This is a genomic window from Oceanobacillus aidingensis, from assembly GCF_042654105.1.
Taxonomy (GTDB): Bacteria; Bacillota; Bacilli; order Bacillales; family Amphibacillaceae; genus Oceanobacillus; species Oceanobacillus oncorhynchi.
The window spans coordinates 193,782-212,307 of record NZ_JBHSFT010000007.1 but is presented as its reverse complement, the minus strand read 5'-3'; the positions used below and the strand labels follow the sequence as shown (position 1 = coordinate 212,307).

Here is an 18,526-nt window from a genome sequence, read left to right as displayed (position 1 = left end):
CTGACCTTTGTCTCATTCTACCATGTTCTAAAAAGGTTTTTTAGTGAGAAGACTTATTCCGCAGCTCGTCCATAAATCGGAATGCTTCTGTCATCTCCTCATCTGTGTATTTCAGCTTCGACTTTACGGTGTGCACTTTATCAATTATTTCTTCCTTTGACAAATAAGAAAAATATAACATCGTCGAGACCAGCTCTAAAAAGCGGGCGCTGCACTCCTGTAAAAGGTTAATTTGATTCTTGATATCCGGCATGTTCACTTCAAATTGCTTTAAGAAAGTTTCCCCATCTTCCGTGATGGAATAGTGATATTGATGATAATTGCTTTTTTCTTCTTTTTCTTCCTTTAAAAAATGTAAATTGCAAAGTTCCTCGACACGCAACGTTAATTCTTCTGAATAGGGTCCGTAGAAATGAAATTGATATTTTTCTTCAAAGGGAACCCGGCTTTGCTGTAAGATATAAATCATTTTCTGTAATTTCTTTCTTCCTGTCACTTGCCTGGCTTCAGAGAAAAAATAGAGCAGTTTCGCATGGTTGTCTAACACAAATGGTCATTCCTTCCCGTACAATATATCTAAAATTCGTTTCTTCAAATCCGTATCTTCTATTCGCTGTATGCTGTCCTTAGGAAAGTACAGCTTATGGTCCGTCCTTTTCTTACCAGAGATTGCTTCAACAATATCGGAATGCCGGGACAGCTCCTTTAAACCGCCATCAGGCATTAACAGATGGATTGGCAGACGTTCTTCCTCTTCTCCCGGCCGGTAAAAATCATACGGCAAATCGGACGATGAATCCACTACTAAATAATAGTCTGGATCAATCCCTGCCTTTTTAAACAGCTGATACAGCTCCATCCCTGCATTGATTTGCGGGTCCGGGTTGTATTCCACATATTTGAATAAGTGACGGTTGATAAACCGGTAGCTTAAATCAGCCAATATAGCATCCTTTTCTTCCTGCCATTGCTGAAAATAATAATATACAATCATATCATCCAGCTTTAAATAATCCGACAGCTGCACTTTTTCTTCAAAAAAGGAAATAAAGTGTGTCGGCTCCAGCTGAAATTGATACGATTCGTCCTCGTAAAGCACCTTTGCCCGCTGAAAAATTTTTGACAGGATAACCTCTGCACTCCGCGTAACCGGATGAAAATAAACCTGCCAGTACATTTGATACCGGCTCATGATATAATCCTCGACCGCATGCATCCCCGTTGATTTAATCACAACTTGATCATCCATCGGCCGCATGACGCGCAAAATACGCTCCATGTCAAAATGGCCGTAGCTTACCCCGGTAAAATACGCATCGCGCTGCAGGTAATCCATTCGATCCGCATCGATTTGACTCGATATCAGGCTGACAACAAGCTTATCTGAATATGTCTTGGCAATCACATCTGCTACCTTCACAGGAAAATCAGCTGATACTTTTTTCAGGATTTCATTGACCTTCGTGCTCCCTAAGATAATCTGTTGTGTAAACTGCTCATGATCCAGCTTAAACACTTTCTCAAACGAATGCGAGAATGGCCCATGCCCCAAATCATGCAGTAACGCAGCACAAAGACACAGCAGCCGCTGCTCTCTGTCCCATCTTTCCCGGTCTGCAAAATTGGTGGTAATCCTTCTGACTATTTCATAGACGCCCAGCGAATGATTAAAACGGCTGTGCTCTGCACCATGGAAGGTCAGATTCGTCGTTCCCAGCTGCTTTATCCGGCGGAGCCTCTGAAATTCCGGTGTAGCGATCAAATCCCAAATAACCCGATCACGGACATGAATATACCGATGGACCGGATCTTTGAATACCTTTTCTTCTATTAATTGTTCATCTTTATATGCCATATCATTATCTCCATCCGCAGTTTCCTAAAAATTTTCGTATAGTTATCCAGTTAAGTTTCCGTTTATCTCTGTATATTTAAAGAAGCCTCTTATACTTCTTTTCCATATATGCTTTGAATATATTATAATATAGTTAAACAGTTGATGAAAGGTTTAGGATGAACACGATGAAAAATTGGAAAGAAATTATTCGACATAAAACATTTCGTTATATAGACCATTCCACAGCAACAATGGTGGCGGGCAAACCGAATACAGCCCTCGCCTCCTTTGCTATGGATGATGCTCTGGCTATTTCCGTCAGTGAAGCAGCTTCTCCTCCTGTTATCCGTTTATGGGTGCATCCAGATACCATTGTTTTAGGTATCCCGGATTCTCGCCTGCCTCATATTGATGCGGGGATGGCATTTCTAGAAGAAAAAAATTATCAAGGGATTGTCCGCAATTCAGGGGGCCTTGCGGTTGCTCTGGATGAAGGCGTGCTTAATATTTCCCTGATTATCCCCGGCGCAAATGACTTATCCATTTACGATTGTTATGAGGCGATGGTTCAGTTTGTCCAGGCCATGTTTGCAGATCTAACCGATGCTATGGAAGCCTATGAAATTGTCGGCTCCTATTGTCCCGGTGATTATGATTTAAGTATTAACGGAAAAAAATTCGCTGGTATTTCTCAGCGCCGGGTCAAAAAAGGAATCTCCGTACAAATTTATCTAGATATCGAAGGAAACAGTAAGGCACGCGCTTCCTTAATTCGGGAATTTTATCATATTGCCAAACAAAATGAAGAGACTACCTTTACTTATCCAGAGGTGACCCCTGATGTGATGGCTTCCCTTTCTGATTTACTGGGAATTCCTTTAACAGTCGAAGAAGTGAAACAGCGTGTAATGGATACATTAAATGGGCTGACAGAAGAAATCATTACCATGCCGATGCAGGATACAGAGCAGAAAAATTTTGATAAAAGGTACCAGCAAATGATAAAACGGAATGAAAATATTTGAACGAAGTTTCCTTCCGTAAAAGTTTTACAGACGTTTCTACATGATAAGCACATGTTCAAAATGCATACAAAAACAGCCTGACCAACTATTCCGGTCAGGCTGTTTTTATGGATTGATTATTCAGCTGCTGCTTGAGCTGCTGTAATAAGTGCCAGGTTGTACACATCTTCTGAACTGCAGCCTCTGGACAGGTCATTCACGGGTTTGTTCAGCCCTTGCAGGATTGGACCTACTGCTTCAAATCCGCCTAAGCGCTGTGCGATTTTGTAACCAATGTTTCCTGCTTCCAGGCTTGGAAATACAAATACATTAGCATCCCCTTTGATAACAGAATTCGGTGCTTTTTTCTCTGCAACACTTGGAACAAAAGCAGCATCAAATTGGAATTCTCCATCGATTACAAGAGAAGGGTCTTTTTCCTTTGCAATCGTTAAAGCGTCGGTAACCTTTTCTGTTTCTGGCGATTTTGCAGAACCGGCAGTTGAGAAGCTGAGCATAGCAACACGCGGATCCACATCGAATAGCGCTCCTGTTTTCGCACTTTCTACAGCAATCTCTGCTAGATCATTGCTGTCTGGAGCAATATTAATCGCGCAATCAGCAAATACATATTTTTCTTCATCTCTTACCATAATGAATACACCGGAAGTTTTCTGCACGCCTTCTTTTGTTTTAATAATTTGTAATGCCGGGCGTACGGTATCTGCTGTAGAGTGGGCAGCACCGCTTACCAGACCATCTGCTTTATTTAAATAGATGAGCATCGTACCAAAATAGTTTTCATCTAAAAGAATTTTCTTTGCATCTTCTTCGGTTGCTTTTCCTTTTCTTCTTTCTACAAAAGCGTCAACCATTTCCCCGAAGCCTTCATAGCTTGCCGGGTCAATTATTTCTAGTCCAGATGCTTGTACACCAAGATCTGCTGCTTTCTTTTCTACTTCTTCTTTATTGCCAATAACAACAGGTGTCAGCACAGCATCTTCCGCCAGACGTCCTGCTGCTGTTAAGACACGTTCGTCTAACCCTTCTGGAAATACGATACGTTTGCCGTTTCCCTTTACTTTCTCTGTTAATTGTTCAAATAAACCCATGATGAAACCTCCTATAATAATTAACATATTAAAATGATAGTTACGGACTTTTTGTTTGGAAAAAACAATTCGTTTTTTACCTTCAAATTCTCTTTAATGATATACCATTTATCGGCACAAATAAAGCCTTGAACCCCGAAAAATCAATGTAAAGGATTACATCTGTTTTCCTTTCACAGGAGGAAGAACTTCTCCCATTTTTCATCCATCCTCTTCATCCAAGTATGTTCAAAAACTGGTCTTGCACTTCTTTCCAATTTTGACAAACCCTTGACAATACGTAAAATATCATGATTTTGTGCCTTTTTTTATATGATTCCCACCCTCTGGTTATGCTATAGTTAATAGTGATTCAGTATTTAATTTATGTGAAGGAGTGTATGAACGATGGCAGAAGCAGTAGTAACTGTAGATGGCTGGTCCGCATTACATGATACTCGTCAATTTGATTGGACATCTTGGAAATCCATTTCTGAAGACGAAAGAAATAAAGCGATACAAGAGTTTGAAGAACTTATCAAACAATGGGAAACCGTAGAAGAAAATAAAGAAGGCAGTCATAGTATATTCAAAGTTGTCGGAAATAAAGCAGATCTGATGTTTATTTTCTTACGTGAAACAATGGACGAGCTGGAAGAAATCAAAAGAGCTATCAATAAATCGGTATTAGGTGACTTCTTAATCCCTGCTTATTCTTATGTATCCATTATTGAAATGACAATGCACGATCCAATGAAAGCCGGTGAGGATCGCGAGCTTTCTCCATATGTTAAAGAGCGCTTAAGACCGATTATGCCGAAATGGGAGCATGCTTGCTTCTATCCAATGGCAAGACGCCGCGAACCGGAAGCAAACTGGTTTGCTATTGAGAAAGAAGAACGTACCAAACTACTTTATGAGCATGGCATGACCGGACGTAAATATGCCGGTAAAGTAAAAGAAATCATCACTGGCTCGATTGGACTGGATGAATGGGAGTGGGGCGTAACATTATTTGCTCATGACCCGCTGCAGTTTAAGAAAATCGTTTATGAAATGCGTTTTGATGAAGTAACCACAAAATATGCAGAGTTTGGCGATTTCATCATGGGTAATTACTTAGCACCAGATGAGCTTGCTGATTATCTTGCATTATAATCCTATTTATTAAAAGAGGCTGAAACGGCCTCTTTTTTTCGTGAAAAAATAATCATGAAAATACACTCGCCTACATACATATCATTAATGAGCTTGCACCGAAGATTTTCAAGAAATGAGGTCGGTCTATGGCTATTATTGCTCATAATGAAGCAGATGTTGATTTACTTGCCCGATTAATGCGTGCTGAGGCAGAGGGAGATGGCGACCTTGGCATGTTGATGGTAGGTAATACAGGGGTTAACCGTGTTCTTGCGGATTGTTTAGATTTCACGGATATCCGTACCATATCGAATAGGCTTTTTCAGAGTCCTGGAGGATTTGAAGCAACGCAGAAAGGATATTTTTATCAGCGGGCAAGAGAATCGGAAAAACGTCTTGCAAGAAGAGCTCTTCAAGGCGAGATGCAGCATCCTGCTTCCAATTCGCTTTGGTTCTTTATGCCTGAAGGTCCGTGCCCTGATCAGTGGTTGACCAATGGAATACCGGAAGATTCAAATCACATTGCTTTTAGCACCAGATGCAAGTGAATGTCCTGCTGTATATCGTTAGAAAAAATATAAATAAGTTTTTGCATGTATAGCAGCGTTTTTTACTAAAAAGGAGAGTGAATTCATGAGTGGTCAAATGAATCCAAATCAGCCAATGAATAATAATCAGGCTTTCTATCCTAATCCATACTATTATTATCCCCAAGCGACTGGGAACTTTTATCCTGCTTATTCATATAGACAATTTCCACAACCAACAAATGGAAATGGGAATGGGAATGGTCAGTTACCTATGCAGCAATCCTTTATTGAGAATATTTTACGATTAAACATTGGTAAGATAGGCACCTTTTATCTGACATTTGAGGGTCAGCAGCAGACACCATTTCGAGGCTACGTTGAGGCAGCTGGACGGGATCATATTTTGATCCGCGAAGAAGACTCCGAACGACGCTTTTTATTATTAATGGTGTATTTAGATTATGTATTATTTGATGAAGAAATTAATTATGATTATCCATATGACGGCAATCAGAATCAATTATCCAACTACAACCCCAGATGATAAAGTATTTGAAGCAGTAAATAAAGCGTAGACATTCATGACGTCTACGCTTTATTTACCTTAAAATGTGTTTATTGCGAGGAGATTAAAATGAGACACCCTCTGGAAAAATTTATACGCATGGAAATGCTTGCAATAATTGGCGGCCTGTTTGCCGGGATTTTTGCCTGGATAACAGGATGGATGTTCTTTTTATTCCTTGCTTGTTATCTTTTTGTATTCAGCATGCTCAGTAATGTTTTCATTTTGCTGTATACACACAGAGCTTCCGATGCCATGAAACAGGTTATCCGGGCTGTTTTATTGTTTTTATTTCTTACTTCTCTTTTCTTTTATATATAAAAAAAACGTTTTAACCTTAAAAATCAAAGGCTAAAACGCATTTTTTCATACTAATTTCATCGCGCCTATCCCCAAAAGAACCCAGCCTGCCAAAAAGGCCAATCCTCCAATTGGTGTAATCATCGCAAGCGCTTTGACGCCGGTTAAAGCATAGATATATAAACTTCCTGAAAATAAAATAATACCTGCTAAGAACAGCCAGCCGCTGGATGCAAAGAGACTGCTTCCTTCAAATTTTCCTAAAAGAAGCGCAACTGCAACAATGGCTACGGTGTGGAACATTTGATAATCTACCGCTTTGCCCCAATTTGTTAAGGCTCTTTCGGACAGCCTTCCTTCCAGGCCGTGTGCACCGAACGCCCCAAAAGCGACTGCCAGAAATCCAAGGATAGCTCCAATGATTAAAAATAACTTCATCTTTTCATCTCCTAATCATGACATATTATATAAAATACATTTTCCATAACCTAAAAATCAAATATAGAATCTCCATTGGCATCTTCTTCTATCAGCTTATTCTTTTCCGGTACAGCCCCTTTGTCCGCAGGCTGCTTGCCGAGCATTGCCCTCATCTCTGCTTCCGAAATTTGCTCCTCTGTATCTTCTATATTTACTTGCTTCTGACTGGCAACACTGGAATCAGAGCTCCCTGAAAGAAACAGTTCACTTAACAGGTGGATATTTTCCATATGTTTTTTTACTTGATTTTCCTGATGGGCTTTTCTTTTGGCTTCTTCCAGCTCATGAATCATTTTATTGATTATTATTTCATTGCTTACAGCCATACAACCCCTCCTTTTTCTGCATTCATTACGAATTATAGCACAGAAATCCTTTAAACCTGAAAACATAAAAAAAGAGCTTCAGACGATAGCCGTCTCTCTGCTCTTTAACGTAATATACGATTTACGTTCAGCTTTCTTCCCGATATTTCCTCCACGGTATAGCGTTCATACATCCATTTCAAAAATATAACCTCAGATTCTTCTAATTCTCTTCCTAGCTGTGTTGAAGTTTGATGATATAGATGAAAAAAGTTTTTCATTCTTGAAAACTCCCCCTATACTGCGCAGTCAAATATAGAAATATTATAGCATTGTCTATTTTTATCTTCAATAGGAGAATTTTTCAAGTTTTCATTCTAAAGAAAACGCTTTATCTGCTTATTACAGCAAATTTTAACAAGAAAAAGATTCTCCTGACATATTATCTCCTTTAATTACATTGAATATGTCAGAAGAAATTTCTTCCTTTATATCAAGCTATTTATTGTTTTATTTATCCTCTATTGTGGATTGCAAAGCGTATAACTTTTCATTCATTATTTCCATCATCTGGTCCATCGCCTCTTTACGAGGTACATCCTCAGGCAAATAAATCGGATCACCAAAGATAATTTTCGGCTTTTTAAACTTAAACAGCTCTTTAAAATTATTTGGACCTGTGTAAGCTGCAGGAACAATCGGCGCCTTACTGTATGCAGCAATGGTGACAGCCCCTCTTTTTAATGGAACCTGATTCGTTGTTCTTGTGCCGCTGGGGAAAATACCGATGACTTTTCCTTCTTTTAAAAGCTTGCGAGGCACTTTAATCGTGCTGGGTCCTGGGTTATCCCGGTCTACAGGAAATGCATTTAATTTTTTCATCAGCCATCTTAGAGGGCCGGATTGAAATAATTCCTTCTTCGCCATATAGTGGACTTTCGTCGGCAATAGACTGACTCCTAACCACAAAATATCGACCCAGCCTGTATGGGTACATGCGATAATATACCCGTCTGATTGCGGGAGTTTTTCTTTTTGAAATACCTTTACACGTCCAAATAAACTTAATATAACTTTTAATAGATATGCAGCAAAATAATACATGCGTCTCTTCCTTTTTTCAAATTTAGTACCTGGTGCTTATATAAGATACTATTAGAAATAGCGTAAAATTACAAGATGTTTATGATAATTAAATGATGTCAACGACGGATAGGCTATTGTCTTTTACAATCCGCTGTATAATCAAAGTATAAATGATAATGATGTTGGCAGCCTTCATTAAAGGCAGATTCACAACGGAGGCACTTGTCCGTATTTAAATACTGTTTAATCGTATGTTCTGTTTTACAAACACCGCACAAAACCGCCGGCGTATCGAATTCATCTTTCCCCCATACAGCTGCTTTATGATTTTCACATTCTGCGTGACACTGAAAGCATGGATAATATTTCTGGCAGCATTTAAAGTTGATGGCAATAATATCTTTTTGCGTATGATAATGCCTGCATCTTGTCTGATTATCAATCACTGGTCCGTGAACTGTCGGCATGTTATTCCCTCCCCGCGTCAGCAATTATCCAGTAAAAAAGCAGCACACCCTCATTCTATCGAAAGCGTCCTGCTTTTAAACATTAGTTCTGATCTTCTTCTGTGTCAGCTTCTTCTGCCAGGGAAACGCCCAGCTTATCTTCAAGTACAATAATCCTGGCGCGCAGCTCATCGATATCATCTGTCGTTGCCAGTCCAGATTCTCTAGCTAATTCTTTCTTTTTCTCTCTGCTTTTTTCGTCCCACTCGTCTTTTTTAGTGCTGCCTTTTTCCATAAAGTTATCTAAAACAGTTCTTGCCTGCTCTTGTGTCAATTCATTCTTTTCTACTAATTCTTTCACTTTTTGTTCAAATTTCTCTTTCCCGCTTACTGCAGCACCCAGCCCCAGTAAAAATCCTTTACGTAAATAATCACTCATCATTTATACCTCCTATTGTATGCTGTTATGATGATTCCTTAAAACTGGATGAAGCTTGCTTTTTCAGCCTGCCATCCTTACAATACGTGAAACAGGAATGTTCTATACATTATTTGGGTACATATAATAAAATAAACTTTCTTACTACCTATTATATAAAACATTTTGCTGTCACGTAAACGATTTTGGCGCCAAATTTCCCTAATATACTTTTATATTCCCTTTATTTACTATATTTAATCATTATCTAGCTATGCCCTATTGAATAAAATTACGTTTGATTGTATAATCATACAGTTACAATTTTTAGTTTCTATATTATTTAGGAGGAAAATAAATGAAGTCCTATTCCTTTAGTCAGATTATTAAATTCATTATTCCATCTTTATTAGGTTTATTCCTATTTTTATATCCATTACCGACAGAGGAAGGGTTTACCATACCTATTGCCTTTTTAGCCGGTACACTGCAGGATATACTTGAAAGCAATCTGTCTCTTATTATGATGATCGTTATTATCATCACTGCTGGATTCACTGCCTTTGCTAAACTAGCCGGTGAATCAACTTTCAGCAAATCTCCTTTCCTGCATCAATTATTTTATACCACATGGTTCTGGACAATTACACGTCTGTTGGCAGCCGTTTTTGCAATTATGGTTTACTTTCAAATTGGTCCGGAGTTTGTTTACAGCGAAGATACAGGCGGCATGTTGCTGGACAGCCTGCTGCACACCCTGTTTGTTACCTTTTTATTCGCCGGTCTCTTTTTACCTTTCCTGACGAATTTTGGATTGCTGGAGTTTTTCGGAGGTATCATGAGAAATATCATGCGGCCTTTATTCCGTCTCCCGGGCAGAGCTTCTGTCGACAGTTTAGCTTCCTGGGTCGGAGATGCGACAATCGGGGTACTGCTGACAAATAAACAGTATGAGGAAGGTTATTATACAAAGCGGGAAGCAGCTATTATCAGTACAACGTTTTCGGTTGTATCCATTACGTTCACTTTAGTTATTTTACAAGAAGTTCGTTTAGCACATATGTTTTTGCCTTTTTACCTGACTATCCTGATTGCAGGAGGAGCTGCAGCTTTCATTATGCCGCGCATTCCGCCGCTCTCTAAAATGCCAAATACCTATATCAGCGGTAAGGAAAGAACAGACGATGAAAAAATCCCTGCATCGGATAATGTATTTACTCACGGATTCAAAAATGCCGTCAAACGTGCAGAGAAAGAAACGAGCTTCCGTACCTTTTTTATAGACGGCGGAAAAAATATTTTTGATATGTGGTTTGCTGTCACACCTGTTGTGATGGCGTTCGGAACGTTGGCAGTGATTATTGCAGAATATACACCGTTATTCCAGTGGCTCGGAATGCCATTCGTTCCTATTTTAGAACTGATGCAGATTCCATTTGCCCAGGAAGCATCTGAAACCATTCTGATCGGTTTTGCAGATATGTTTCTGCCAGCCATTTTAATTACTGGCGTAGAGGCAGAAATAACACGATTTATTATTGCTGCCTTATCTGTAACACAGCTTATTTTCATGTCTGAAGTCGGCGGACTGATTCTAGGTACTAAAATTCCAGTATCCTTCCGTCACTTAGCTATTATCTTTTTAATGCGTACCGTGATTACACTGCCAATTATCACCCTTATTGCGCATCTGTTATTTTAAAATCAATAAAAAATGCGGAGCCCTTTCCGGGAACTCCGCATTTTTTATTTTACATTTTTTTAAGAAGATGTTCCTTTGTGCCGGTGGTTAAATAATGATTTAACCTTGGCTAAGCGACCTTCAATCAGCGGCTGGGAGATGGTCAAAATAGGCTTGCTGGACAGCGAAATGACAATCAGCGCTGACAAGCCGGCGATTCCGACGACATCAAACCAATGATGAACAGATAATAAATCAAATTCTCGCAGGAACTGAACGATAAAACCATGCAATAAGTAAACATATAATGTTCTTGTTCCAAGGACTGTTACCCAGCCCAGGTTTCTTTTAGGAATCCAGGCTAATATACTGATTGTCATCACTGCTGCAATGGCATAAACAAATAACCGCACGAAGCCGCCGAAACTCTCCACACCTAAATTACTGTATGATTTTGAAGCAAGCAGCCATCCGGTATCGATAACCGGGAATACATAAATTAATACGAACATACTTGCCATCACAGCAATTGAAGCGATCTTCACTTTGCGATGCTTCACCAGCATCATTTGATCGACGGTTAACCAGTAACCAATCAAGAAGAATGGAAAAAACACAAATGTTCTGGATAAGCTGAACGAATGCCCAATTTCTCCAAAATAGCCGACAACGATACCTATCAATATGGATAAAGTAATACTCCACCCAGCAGGTATCTTTTTAAATAACACAAGCAGAATATGCCAGCTGAATAAGCTGAATAAGAACCACAATGACCATTGCGGATAGAAAACTCCAGTCTGCCAATCTGCTTTTCCTATAAAGAAATAATAAATCGTATATAATGTTTGAAAGATAAAATATGGAACAATTAACTTTTTCGTTAAATTCCATATATATTTCTTATTTCCTGAGCCTTTTGCAAAGAAACCGGCTAATAAAATGAACGCCGGCATATGGAAGGTATATATCCATATATAAATTGCTTCTGTCGATTGTGAATCGCTGATAAAAGGTTGAATCATATGACCAAAAACAACGAGAAAAATCAAAAACACTTTCGCATTATCAAAAAATGCATTTCGTTCCATAGACCATCCCTCTATTTCGTACACCATTTTAAAGTTGTATATTCTACTTTACTCGCTTTTATTTAAAAAATCTCCCCAAAAAGGGAATTTTTATCGTTTTGTAATCTATTTGTTAGTGTCTCGAAAAAATGTAACATGAAACAAAACTTTACGGAGTCGGGCTTTTATTTCATTTCCCAGTAAAAAGTCATATGATAACAATTTGAGCTGAAGCTCTCCTTGTTTCATATGACCTTGATACATTCTTACTTTTCTATCTGAACGGTTGGTTCCAGTCCTAATTGAACGTTTCCTTTTATTGCTCTTGAAATCATGCATGATTCTTCTGCTTTTTCAATGAGTTTATTAGTTAAGCGTATCTGCTGCTCTGCCGCCTCTTTTTTTAAGGTAACATGGGGACGGTGGATGATTTTTTCGTAAGTGAAAATGCCATTTGTTACGTCTACCATCCCCTCAGAGGTTATGCTCATGGTATTAACAGGAACTTCTGCACGTTCCAGCATGGCTGCCAATGAAATAATATAGCATGTCGCAGCCGCTCCAAGCAGCATTTCATCTGGATTGGTACCAATACCGGGCCCATCCATTTCTGGCGGGATGGAGATTTTCGTTTGTAAATTCCCGGCGTTGATATACCCTTCGCTGTTACGACCGCCTTGCCATTTCCCTTCTAGATGAAAGTGATGCAATGTCATCCGGATCACTCCTTTTTTTCTTTTCTTTCAATTATGACGCACGGGAAGATTTTTTACAAAAAATAGAATTTTAAAATCTGCTGATTAAAAAAGTCGTGCTGTTCCTATTGCAGGGCAGCACGACTTTCCCTCATAGTACGGGATTATCTCATTTATCTGGACTGTTCTTTATTTCTTTTTAATTTCGGACTAGATGCAAACCAGCCGATTAACGCAATTCCTACAAGAATAATATAGAAGGAAGCTTTCCATAATGTAGAGTGCGGGAAGTGCTCTGGAATCACAGCTAAATCCGGATTGGCTAATACAATAACAGCCAGTTTCACTCCTACCCAGCCCACAATCAGAAATGCGGCGATTTCCAATGTTGGCCGTTTATGCAAGAGACCTACAAAAATATTGGCAGCGAATCGCATAATAATCAAGCCAATCATACCGCCGGCAAATACAACAGCAAATTGACCGGTATCCAAGCTTCCAACATGGCCGAAATCTGTTGGAGGCAATGCTACCGCTAAGGCAACAGCTGCTAAAATGGAATCAACAGCAAATGCTAAATCTGCAAACTCCACCTTCACCACAGTCATCCAAAATTCTTTTTTAGATGCTTGTTCAGGCTCCTGATTTCCTGCCGCACCAGCCTTTTTACCATTTTGTGCCGATGCATCGGAAGTCTCCGGCTCCTTCTTCTTAAACCTGTCATATAAATTCTTTCCTGATATAAATAAAAGATAGGCAGCGCCTAACGCTTGTACAATCCAGAAATCGACCAGGAATGAGATAACAAATAAAGACGCAAAACGCATTACAAATGCCCCGGCTAATCCATAAAATAATGCTCTCTTCCTTTGTTTTTCAGGAAGGTGTCTTACCATGATGGCCAGTACAAGCGCATTATCAGCAGCTAATAAGCCTTCTAATGCAACTAATACAAGCAAGACCCATAAATACTCCAGCAATAGTTCAGTTCCCATGATGTATTCTCCTCTTCTACATGTGTTTTGCAGAAAAGGCCATAAAAATAGACCTTTACCTGCAATCGGTAAAGGTCTCGCTAACAACTTTTCTGGTTGCCACATAAAGCCGGAGACGGTTATCTCGTAATGACGACTTTACGTGTACAGCTACTCCCCTTTAGGAAATAAATGTTTACTAAGCTTTTTTAATATGACGTTCCCAGACAGCAAAAATGTTTCCTTCCTGTCCTTTGCCAGCCATTTATTAAGTATACTTTATTAAAACCTTTTTCATGCTCTTTGTCAATATCTTTTACAGTAACTTTATATTTAAATCGACCGCAGATGTTTATAGCTTTCTGAATTCGGTTAATGTAAAATAATATATAGCATAACTTGGAAAGAAAGTAGTGTGATTCAATGACACAGAAACGCTGGTTTCAATTTTTTATCTTTTTTATTTGTTTGTTTACATTAATTTTTCTCATCTCTATAACGCATTTTATCTTTACACCTGTTCTGCAATTAGTCGGTGCTGTAGCTCTTCCGATTATCGGTGCAGGTATTCTTTATTACTTAACCCGGCCATTGATGAATCTGCTGGTAAGATATAAAGTCCCGCGGATTTTATCTATTATTATCGTATTCCTGGTTATCATCGGGGTCGTTACGCTATTCATTGTATTTATCTGGCCGATCGCCCGTGATCAGTTTGAAAATTTAATGGACAGTATTCCTGGAATGGTTAGTACGGTCGAGAGCTGGATTGGGTATTGGCAGGAAAATATTGCTTTAGTTCCTGACCAGGTAATCGATGCCATCAATAATTTTGCCAATGATATTCCCGGACACATTGAAAGTGTATTGAATAATGTCTTTGGCTTTTTAGGAAGCTTCATTGGTCAATTGGTAAGTATCATTGCCGGCATAATTCTGGTTCCATTCTTCCTTTTCTTCATGTTGAAGGATGGAGAGAAGCTTGTACCTTTTATTCTGCAATTTTTCAGCAAGAAAAAAGCAGAAAACTTACATGGACTATTAAGTAAAATCGATAATGTATTGTCCTCGTTTATCCAAGGACAGTTATTAGTAAGTTTTGCAGTAGGTATCCTCTTGTTAATAGGTTACTTGATTATCGGTTTAGAGTATGCCGTCGTACTTGCTCTATTCGGTATGATGATGAATGTCATCCCATTTTTGGGACCTTATATTGCTGTTGTTCCAGCTATCCTGGTTGCAGGGTTCCAGGATCCAATGAATATCATATGGATAGCTATTATTATGTTTGTTGCACAGCAGCTGGAAAGTGTATTTATTTCTCCTAATGTGATGGGGCAGGCGCTTAATCTGCACCCGCTGACTGTTATCACAGTTATCCTCGCGGCAGGAAGTATTGCCGGATTTTTAGGAATTTTATTCGCTATCCCTGTGTATGCAATAATCCGGACAATTGTAATCCACTTTTACCAAACCTTTGTGGACTCCAGAAAAAATAAAGACGATGCATTGATTTAGGAGGGGTTTTCTTGACAACAAAAGCAGAACTGCAACAAAAGCTCGATGAATTAAAGTCTGATTACATCCGTATCCAAGGAGATTTAGACAAGTTAGAGTTCGTCAAAGGACGTGTCTCCTCTGCCGAAGAACAACTGGTCCGTTTAGAAGGAGAGATTGCTGAGGTAAGAAAAGAATTGGAACAGTATAATAACTGATAGAATAACAAAAAAGCTAAAAAGTTTTCTTTTAGCTTTTTTGTTATTTCTTTTTACAATTCACAACGCTTTCAAGAAAAAAATCCTAAAATGAAATTTTATGACAGCCGGGACTTCTTATCGCCTCTTCTCGTTCTACTTATCTACACCAGAAATCCCCTCACCTGTTGATAGGGAAACCTTCTCTCCCTGATATTCAATCACCTCAGGCTTTTCTGTTAACCATAATGGAGCATCTAAATCATAATATATAACATTTGGATGGGCGGCTGCAAAATGAGCTGCTGCTCCGACAGAATAGCTTGATTCCATCATACTGCCAATCATACATGGAACCTGATTGACCATTGCAAGATCAGCAATGATTAATGCGTTATAGATACCGCCAGATTTCATTAATTTTATATTAATTAAATCTGCGTAATGCCCTTGAATAATCTTAAAAGCATCTTGTGGAGAGAATATACTTTCATCCGCCATTATAGGTGTTTTCACATTATCTGTAACAAATTTAAGACCTTCCAAATCATTTGCTTTTACAGGCTGCTCGATAAATTCAATTCCAGCATTTATACGCTCCATTTCTTGAATTAACTGTACTGCTTGTTTAGGTGTCCATCCTTGATTTGCATCTAATCTAAGCAATATTTCAGAAGGAATGACTTCTCTAATAGCCAGGATTCTATCCATATCAAGCTCTGGTTTTGCACCAACTTTAATTTTCAAACTTGTATAGCCTTTTTCCACCCACTTGTCGGCATCTTTCGCCATTTTTTTTGGGTCATCCACGCCTATTGTCATAGATGTCTTAAGTGATTGATAATCTCCTAATAATTGATAAAGCGGGACCCCCATCCATCTGCTGTATACATCATGTAAAGCAATATCAGCAGCTGCTTTAGCACTTGTATTTCCAATACAACTATTTTGAATAGCAACCAGTAACGATTGAAAATGTCGTATATCCTGCTGCAGAATCGCCTGTTTAATTGGTCCTTCTAATGCTGCTTGAATACTTTCTGATGAATCTCCAGTGATTACCCACGTAGGAGCAGCTTCTCCTCTTCCAGCTAATCCATTTTCTAAATAAATAGTCACAGTAATACTCTCTATATATGTTGCAGTTCTCAGCGCTGTCTTAAATGGTGTATGCAGCGGTATTTTCCTGCGAGAAGTTCTTATATCTTCAATAAACAATTTATATTCTCCTTTTAGTGTCAATTTCGTATCCTATCATTCTTTAAAGCATTTCAAGGATTTTCCCAACAAGCATTCCAAAATAGGTGCCTAAAAACGAACCTATCAATGCCATGATGACCCCCACAGGAATCAGAGTCTTACTATATGCTGCTGCAAGCATCGGTGCCGACGCCATACCTCCAATATTAGCTAAACTAGCTATTCCTAATGTAAACAAATCTAACTTAAATAATTTACCTAGCAGGAGCATAATAATTAAATGAACAAGCATAATTAAGAAACCAGAAATAATATAAATAGGTGCTTGAGCAATTTGTGAGAAATCTGAATGGGAAGCAATTAAAGCTATAATGATATACAGCATGACATTCGAAACATCTAAAGCACCTGGAATTTTAGATAAACGAGTTTGACCAAGTACCAGTCCAACAACAGAAGCGATTAAAATAGTCCATGTTGTAGCACTAAATACATCGCCGAGTTCAGGTAAGTTATCTCCGGCTAGTGTTGCTAATGCTGAAACAAACAGACCGATCCCCAGCAAGTAAATAATATGTTTAAATTCAATCCCCTGATTATCTGATGATGCCTCATTTGTTTCATATTCATTGTCAATCATCGTTATATCTGCTTTGGTCCACCGATTAAATGCACCAGCAAATGGGACCAGCCAAAACATAAACATCACCCAAACAGCATAATTAATTGTATCCATCATTAAAATGTATCCAAAGATATTTTCCGGAACTTGTAAAATATCTTGTAAAGCAACCATATTTGCACTGCCGCCAGTCCAGCTACCTGCCAAGGCCCCAAAAGCGCGCCAAGTATCGGCAGCATATAATTGATTAAATATAAGATAAACAACCGTAAAGCCAATAATTATACTTATTACTGCAACAAAATAACCACCTAACATACGAGGGCCTAATTTAATGATGCTTCGAATATCGCATTTTAATAACATCAACATTAACATAGCGGGTAGTAAAGCATCTTTCACTGCTACATAAGATGATTCTGTAGCCTCATTATCAAATAAACCAATAGTCTGTAACAAAGCTGCACCAATATAAATCAAAACAATACCTGGTATAAATTTAAAAAATCGATTTGAGCTAAATTTACTTTCTATCCCTAACATCAAAGCGGCTAGAGCTACTAAGACGGCAATATAAATAAATCCATCCGTAATCATATTATTCCTCCTCACTTTCATTTAAGATTTTTTTATGATTCTAATCCCCTAATGTTTTCTATATAGCCCCTTTCTTCAAAATTTCCATCCTCACAAATACCAATCTATTGAATCATCCATATTTAGCGAAAAAAAATCCAGTCTAACTAAAATAAAATTTTAGTTAGACTGGATTTCAACTAGGTTTCTTTAGTTAAAGCAGCTTTTACTTGAGTATATTTATATTCAGCATCTCGATAGGCTACGAGCAGGGCTTTTTGTGATGAACCGTGATACCTTTTGCGAATGGACTCTTCTATTAAAGAGTTGCCCATTGCCTCACCAATAAACAGAGATTTAACGAAATGATTCGTTAATTGAATGGTAGACGAACATTCGCAATCCACAATTTCATCTGTTTGAAAGTCTACCACTAGCGCTACAAAAAATTGACTATACTTTTTTGTAATTGGATTATTCTGTGAAGCTTTGGCATCGCCGATAATATAGACTGTATTTGAATGATACAACAGATAAGTCTCCTTTAATACAATGCAGGTAATATAAGGGATCCACGAAGGGTAATCGTAGTTACTCATATCATGCAGGCGCTTTCTTATTTTGTTATTATAATATTTTTAAAATTACAGGTCAACTACTTTTTATAATATCTGCATTTTAAATATTTGACTATTATTTCTTTGTTTTAATTAGTTATAGTTATTTACGTGGAGAACAAGTAATATATTTTAAGCAAAAGCTGCCTTTCTGACTGCTCTATCAGAAAGGCAGCTTTTTACTTATAAAGAAAT

General features: G+C 38.3%; 22 protein-coding genes and 1 pseudogene. 8 read left to right on the top strand and 15 right to left on the bottom strand.

Going from position 1 to position 18,526, the window contains the following annotated elements; translation table 11 throughout:
* Nucleotides 1-40 precede the first annotated feature (40 nt).
* Both ACFO3P_RS05385 and ACFO3P_RS05380 read right to left on the bottom strand, forming a co-directional pair.
* A complete protein-coding gene (locus tag ACFO3P_RS05385) occupies nucleotides 41-547 on the bottom strand; it encodes a YwgA family protein (protein WP_042529382.1) in 507 nt (168 codons plus the stop codon).
* 6 nt (nucleotides 548-553) lie between these two features.
* Nucleotides 554-1,855 carry an HD domain-containing protein gene (locus ACFO3P_RS05380; RefSeq protein ID WP_042529381.1) on the bottom strand — a complete coding sequence of 434 codons (1,302 nt, stop codon included), beginning with the start codon at nucleotides 1,853-1,855 and terminating at the stop codon, nucleotides 554-556.
* A 167-nt stretch (nucleotides 1,856-2,022) separates the two neighbouring features.
* On the opposite strand from ACFO3P_RS05380, the gene ACFO3P_RS05375 reads away from it, so the two are divergent.
* The gene (locus ACFO3P_RS05375) at nucleotides 2,023-2,862 is read left to right on the top strand and encodes a lipoate--protein ligase family protein (RefSeq protein WP_256705235.1); all 840 of its coding nucleotides are present in this window, start codon (nucleotides 2,023-2,025) and stop codon (nucleotides 2,860-2,862) included.
* A 116-nt stretch (nucleotides 2,863-2,978) separates the two neighbouring features.
* Here the strand turns inward: ACFO3P_RS05375 and pta are convergent, their stop codons facing one another.
* On the bottom strand, nucleotides 2,979-3,953 hold the full coding sequence (gene pta / locus ACFO3P_RS05370; protein WP_042529377.1) for a phosphate acetyltransferase: 975 nt from the start codon (nucleotides 3,951-3,953) through the stop codon (nucleotides 2,979-2,981).
* Nucleotides 3,954-4,340: 387 nt separating this feature from the next.
* Between pta and hemQ the strand changes: the two genes are divergently transcribed.
* From hemQ to ACFO3P_RS05350, 4 genes and pseudogenes are all read left to right on the top strand, one after another.
* On the top strand, nucleotides 4,341-5,090 hold the full coding sequence (gene hemQ, locus ACFO3P_RS05365) for a hydrogen peroxide-dependent heme synthase (protein ID WP_379542221.1): 750 nt from the start codon (nucleotides 4,341-4,343) through the stop codon (nucleotides 5,088-5,090).
* Between the two features lie 128 nt (nucleotides 5,091-5,218).
* Nucleotides 5,219-5,642: pseudogene (locus ACFO3P_RS05360) on the top strand (cell wall hydrolase).
* Nucleotides 5,643-5,705: 63 nt separating this feature from the next.
* Complete coding sequence (gerQ, locus tag ACFO3P_RS05355) at nucleotides 5,706-6,146, top strand: spore coat protein GerQ (RefSeq protein WP_379542220.1); 441 nt, start codon at nucleotides 5,706-5,708, stop codon at nucleotides 6,144-6,146.
* Nucleotides 6,147-6,236: 90 nt separating this feature from the next.
* Nucleotides 6,237-6,488: a hypothetical protein gene (locus ACFO3P_RS05350; protein ID WP_379542219.1), complete on the top strand. Its 252-nt coding sequence runs from the start codon at nucleotides 6,237-6,239 to the stop codon at nucleotides 6,486-6,488.
* Between the two features lie 45 nt (nucleotides 6,489-6,533).
* On the opposite strand, the gene ACFO3P_RS05345 is transcribed toward ACFO3P_RS05350, so the two are convergent.
* The 6 genes from ACFO3P_RS05345 to ACFO3P_RS05320 all read right to left on the bottom strand — a co-directional run bounded on the left by ACFO3P_RS05345 (nucleotide 6,534) and on the right by ACFO3P_RS05320 (nucleotide 9,223).
* Nucleotides 6,534-6,905: a DUF423 domain-containing protein gene (locus tag ACFO3P_RS05345; protein WP_339180464.1), complete on the bottom strand. Its 372-nt coding sequence runs from the start codon at nucleotides 6,903-6,905 to the stop codon at nucleotides 6,534-6,536.
* Nucleotides 6,906-6,955: 50 nt separating this feature from the next.
* A complete protein-coding gene (locus ACFO3P_RS05340) occupies nucleotides 6,956-7,273 on the bottom strand; it encodes a YwdI family protein (RefSeq protein WP_379542218.1) in 318 nt (105 codons plus the stop codon).
* A 104-nt stretch (nucleotides 7,274-7,377) separates the two neighbouring features.
* Nucleotides 7,378-7,533: a hypothetical protein gene (locus ACFO3P_RS05335; protein WP_175296994.1), complete on the bottom strand. Its 156-nt coding sequence runs from the start codon at nucleotides 7,531-7,533 to the stop codon at nucleotides 7,378-7,380.
* Between the two features lie 229 nt (nucleotides 7,534-7,762).
* Nucleotides 7,763-8,356: a lysophospholipid acyltransferase family protein gene (locus ACFO3P_RS05330; protein WP_193064726.1), complete on the bottom strand. Its 594-nt coding sequence runs from the start codon at nucleotides 8,354-8,356 to the stop codon at nucleotides 7,763-7,765.
* Between the two features lie 113 nt (nucleotides 8,357-8,469).
* Complete coding sequence (locus ACFO3P_RS05325) at nucleotides 8,470-8,805, bottom strand: CHY zinc finger protein (RefSeq protein ID WP_042529363.1); 336 nt, start codon at nucleotides 8,803-8,805, stop codon at nucleotides 8,470-8,472.
* An 82-nt stretch (nucleotides 8,806-8,887) separates the two neighbouring features.
* The gene (locus ACFO3P_RS05320) at nucleotides 8,888-9,223 is read right to left on the bottom strand and encodes a phasin family protein (RefSeq protein ID WP_193064738.1); all 336 of its coding nucleotides are present in this window, start codon (nucleotides 9,221-9,223) and stop codon (nucleotides 8,888-8,890) included.
* Between the two features lie 337 nt (nucleotides 9,224-9,560).
* Here ACFO3P_RS05320 and ACFO3P_RS05315 point away from each other — a divergent pair, with 337 nt between their 5' ends.
* Nucleotides 9,561-10,904 carry a YjiH family protein gene (locus ACFO3P_RS05315; RefSeq protein ID WP_332094103.1) on the top strand — a complete coding sequence of 448 codons (1,344 nt, stop codon included), beginning with the start codon at nucleotides 9,561-9,563 and terminating at the stop codon, nucleotides 10,902-10,904.
* 59 nt (nucleotides 10,905-10,963) lie between these two features.
* Here ACFO3P_RS05315 and ACFO3P_RS05310 read toward each other — a convergent pair whose 3' ends face one another.
* The 3 genes from ACFO3P_RS05310 to ACFO3P_RS05300 form a co-directional block, all read right to left on the bottom strand.
* Nucleotides 10,964-11,974 (bottom strand): acyltransferase family protein, encoded by a 1,011-nt coding sequence (locus tag ACFO3P_RS05310; protein WP_042529357.1) that lies wholly within the window; start codon nucleotides 11,972-11,974, stop codon nucleotides 10,964-10,966.
* 245 nt (nucleotides 11,975-12,219) lie between these two features.
* Nucleotides 12,220-12,669, bottom strand: coding sequence for an OsmC family protein (locus tag ACFO3P_RS05305; RefSeq protein WP_332094102.1), 450 nt, complete (start codon nucleotides 12,667-12,669; stop codon nucleotides 12,220-12,222).
* Between the two features lie 152 nt (nucleotides 12,670-12,821).
* Nucleotides 12,822-13,643: a TerC family protein gene (locus tag ACFO3P_RS05300; protein WP_042529354.1), complete on the bottom strand. Its 822-nt coding sequence runs from the start codon at nucleotides 13,641-13,643 to the stop codon at nucleotides 12,822-12,824.
* A gap of 402 nt (nucleotides 13,644-14,045) precedes the next feature.
* On the opposite strand from ACFO3P_RS05300, the gene ACFO3P_RS05295 reads away from it, so the two are divergent.
* A complete protein-coding gene (locus tag ACFO3P_RS05295) occupies nucleotides 14,046-15,140 on the top strand; it encodes an AI-2E family transporter (protein WP_193064731.1) in 1,095 nt (364 codons plus the stop codon).
* 11 nt (nucleotides 15,141-15,151) lie between these two features.
* Nucleotides 15,152-15,337, top strand: coding sequence for an SE1832 family protein (locus tag ACFO3P_RS05290; RefSeq protein WP_042529350.1), 186 nt, complete (start codon nucleotides 15,152-15,154; stop codon nucleotides 15,335-15,337).
* Between the two features lie 135 nt (nucleotides 15,338-15,472).
* Here ACFO3P_RS05290 and ACFO3P_RS05285 read toward each other — a convergent pair whose 3' ends face one another.
* The 3 genes from ACFO3P_RS05285 to ACFO3P_RS05275 all read right to left on the bottom strand — a co-directional run bounded on the left by ACFO3P_RS05285 (nucleotide 15,473) and on the right by ACFO3P_RS05275 (nucleotide 18,244).
* Nucleotides 15,473-16,534 carry a dipeptide epimerase gene (locus tag ACFO3P_RS05285; protein ID WP_042529348.1) on the bottom strand — a complete coding sequence of 354 codons (1,062 nt, stop codon included), beginning with the start codon at nucleotides 16,532-16,534 and terminating at the stop codon, nucleotides 15,473-15,475.
* A gap of 43 nt (nucleotides 16,535-16,577) precedes the next feature.
* Nucleotides 16,578-17,735, bottom strand: a complete 1,158-nt coding sequence (locus ACFO3P_RS05280; protein WP_379542216.1) for a DUF819 family protein — start codon at nucleotides 17,733-17,735, stop codon at nucleotides 16,578-16,580.
* A gap of 179 nt (nucleotides 17,736-17,914) precedes the next feature.
* Nucleotides 17,915-18,244 (bottom strand): DUF3870 domain-containing protein, encoded by a 330-nt coding sequence (locus tag ACFO3P_RS05275; RefSeq protein ID WP_042529344.1) that lies wholly within the window; start codon nucleotides 18,242-18,244, stop codon nucleotides 17,915-17,917.
* Nucleotides 18,245-18,526: the final 282 nt, after the last annotated feature.

What these genes read in the sequence shown, in the direction of transcription:
- ACFO3P_RS05380 (WP_042529381.1), bottom strand. Translation starts at nt 1,855, where the DNA reads ATGGCATATAAAGATGAACAATTAATAGAAGAAAAGGTATTCAAAGAT.
- ACFO3P_RS05375 (WP_256705235.1), top strand. Translation starts at nt 2,023, where the DNA reads ATGAAAAATTGGAAAGAAATTATTCGACATAAAACATTTCGTTATATA.
- pta (WP_042529377.1), bottom strand. Translation starts at nt 3,953, where the DNA reads ATGGGTTTATTTGAACAATTAACAGAGAAAGTAAAGGGAAACGGCAAA.
- hemQ (WP_379542221.1), top strand. Translation starts at nt 4,341, where the DNA reads ATGGCAGAAGCAGTAGTAACTGTAGATGGCTGGTCCGCATTACATGAT.
- gerQ (WP_379542220.1), top strand. Translation starts at nt 5,706, where the DNA reads ATGAGTGGTCAAATGAATCCAAATCAGCCAATGAATAATAATCAGGCT.
- ACFO3P_RS05350 (WP_379542219.1), top strand. Translation starts at nt 6,237, where the DNA reads ATGAGACACCCTCTGGAAAAATTTATACGCATGGAAATGCTTGCAATA.
- ACFO3P_RS05345 (WP_339180464.1), bottom strand. Translation starts at nt 6,905, where the DNA reads ATGAAGTTATTTTTAATCATTGGAGCTATCCTTGGATTTCTGGCAGTC.
- ACFO3P_RS05340 (WP_379542218.1), bottom strand. Translation starts at nt 7,273, where the DNA reads ATGGCTGTAAGCAATGAAATAATAATCAATAAAATGATTCATGAGCTG.
- ACFO3P_RS05335 (WP_175296994.1), bottom strand. Translation starts at nt 7,533, where the DNA reads ATGAAAAACTTTTTTCATCTATATCATCAAACTTCAACACAGCTAGGA.
- ACFO3P_RS05330 (WP_193064726.1), bottom strand. Translation starts at nt 8,356, where the DNA reads ATGTATTATTTTGCTGCATATCTATTAAAAGTTATATTAAGTTTATTT.
- ACFO3P_RS05325 (WP_042529363.1), bottom strand. Translation starts at nt 8,805, where the DNA reads ATGCCGACAGTTCACGGACCAGTGATTGATAATCAGACAAGATGCAGG.
- ACFO3P_RS05320 (WP_193064738.1), bottom strand. Translation starts at nt 9,223, where the DNA reads ATGAGTGATTATTTACGTAAAGGATTTTTACTGGGGCTGGGTGCTGCA.
- ACFO3P_RS05315 (WP_332094103.1), top strand. Translation starts at nt 9,561, where the DNA reads ATGAAGTCCTATTCCTTTAGTCAGATTATTAAATTCATTATTCCATCT.
- ACFO3P_RS05310 (WP_042529357.1), bottom strand. Translation starts at nt 11,974, where the DNA reads ATGGAACGAAATGCATTTTTTGATAATGCGAAAGTGTTTTTGATTTTT.
- ACFO3P_RS05305 (WP_332094102.1), bottom strand. Translation starts at nt 12,669, where the DNA reads ATGACATTGCATCACTTTCATCTAGAAGGGAAATGGCAAGGCGGTCGT.
- ACFO3P_RS05300 (WP_042529354.1), bottom strand. Translation starts at nt 13,643, where the DNA reads ATGGGAACTGAACTATTGCTGGAGTATTTATGGGTCTTGCTTGTATTA.
- ACFO3P_RS05295 (WP_193064731.1), top strand. Translation starts at nt 14,046, where the DNA reads ATGACACAGAAACGCTGGTTTCAATTTTTTATCTTTTTTATTTGTTTG.
- ACFO3P_RS05280 (WP_379542216.1), bottom strand. Translation starts at nt 17,735, where the DNA reads ATGATTACGGATGGATTTATTTATATTGCCGTCTTAGTAGCTCTAGCC.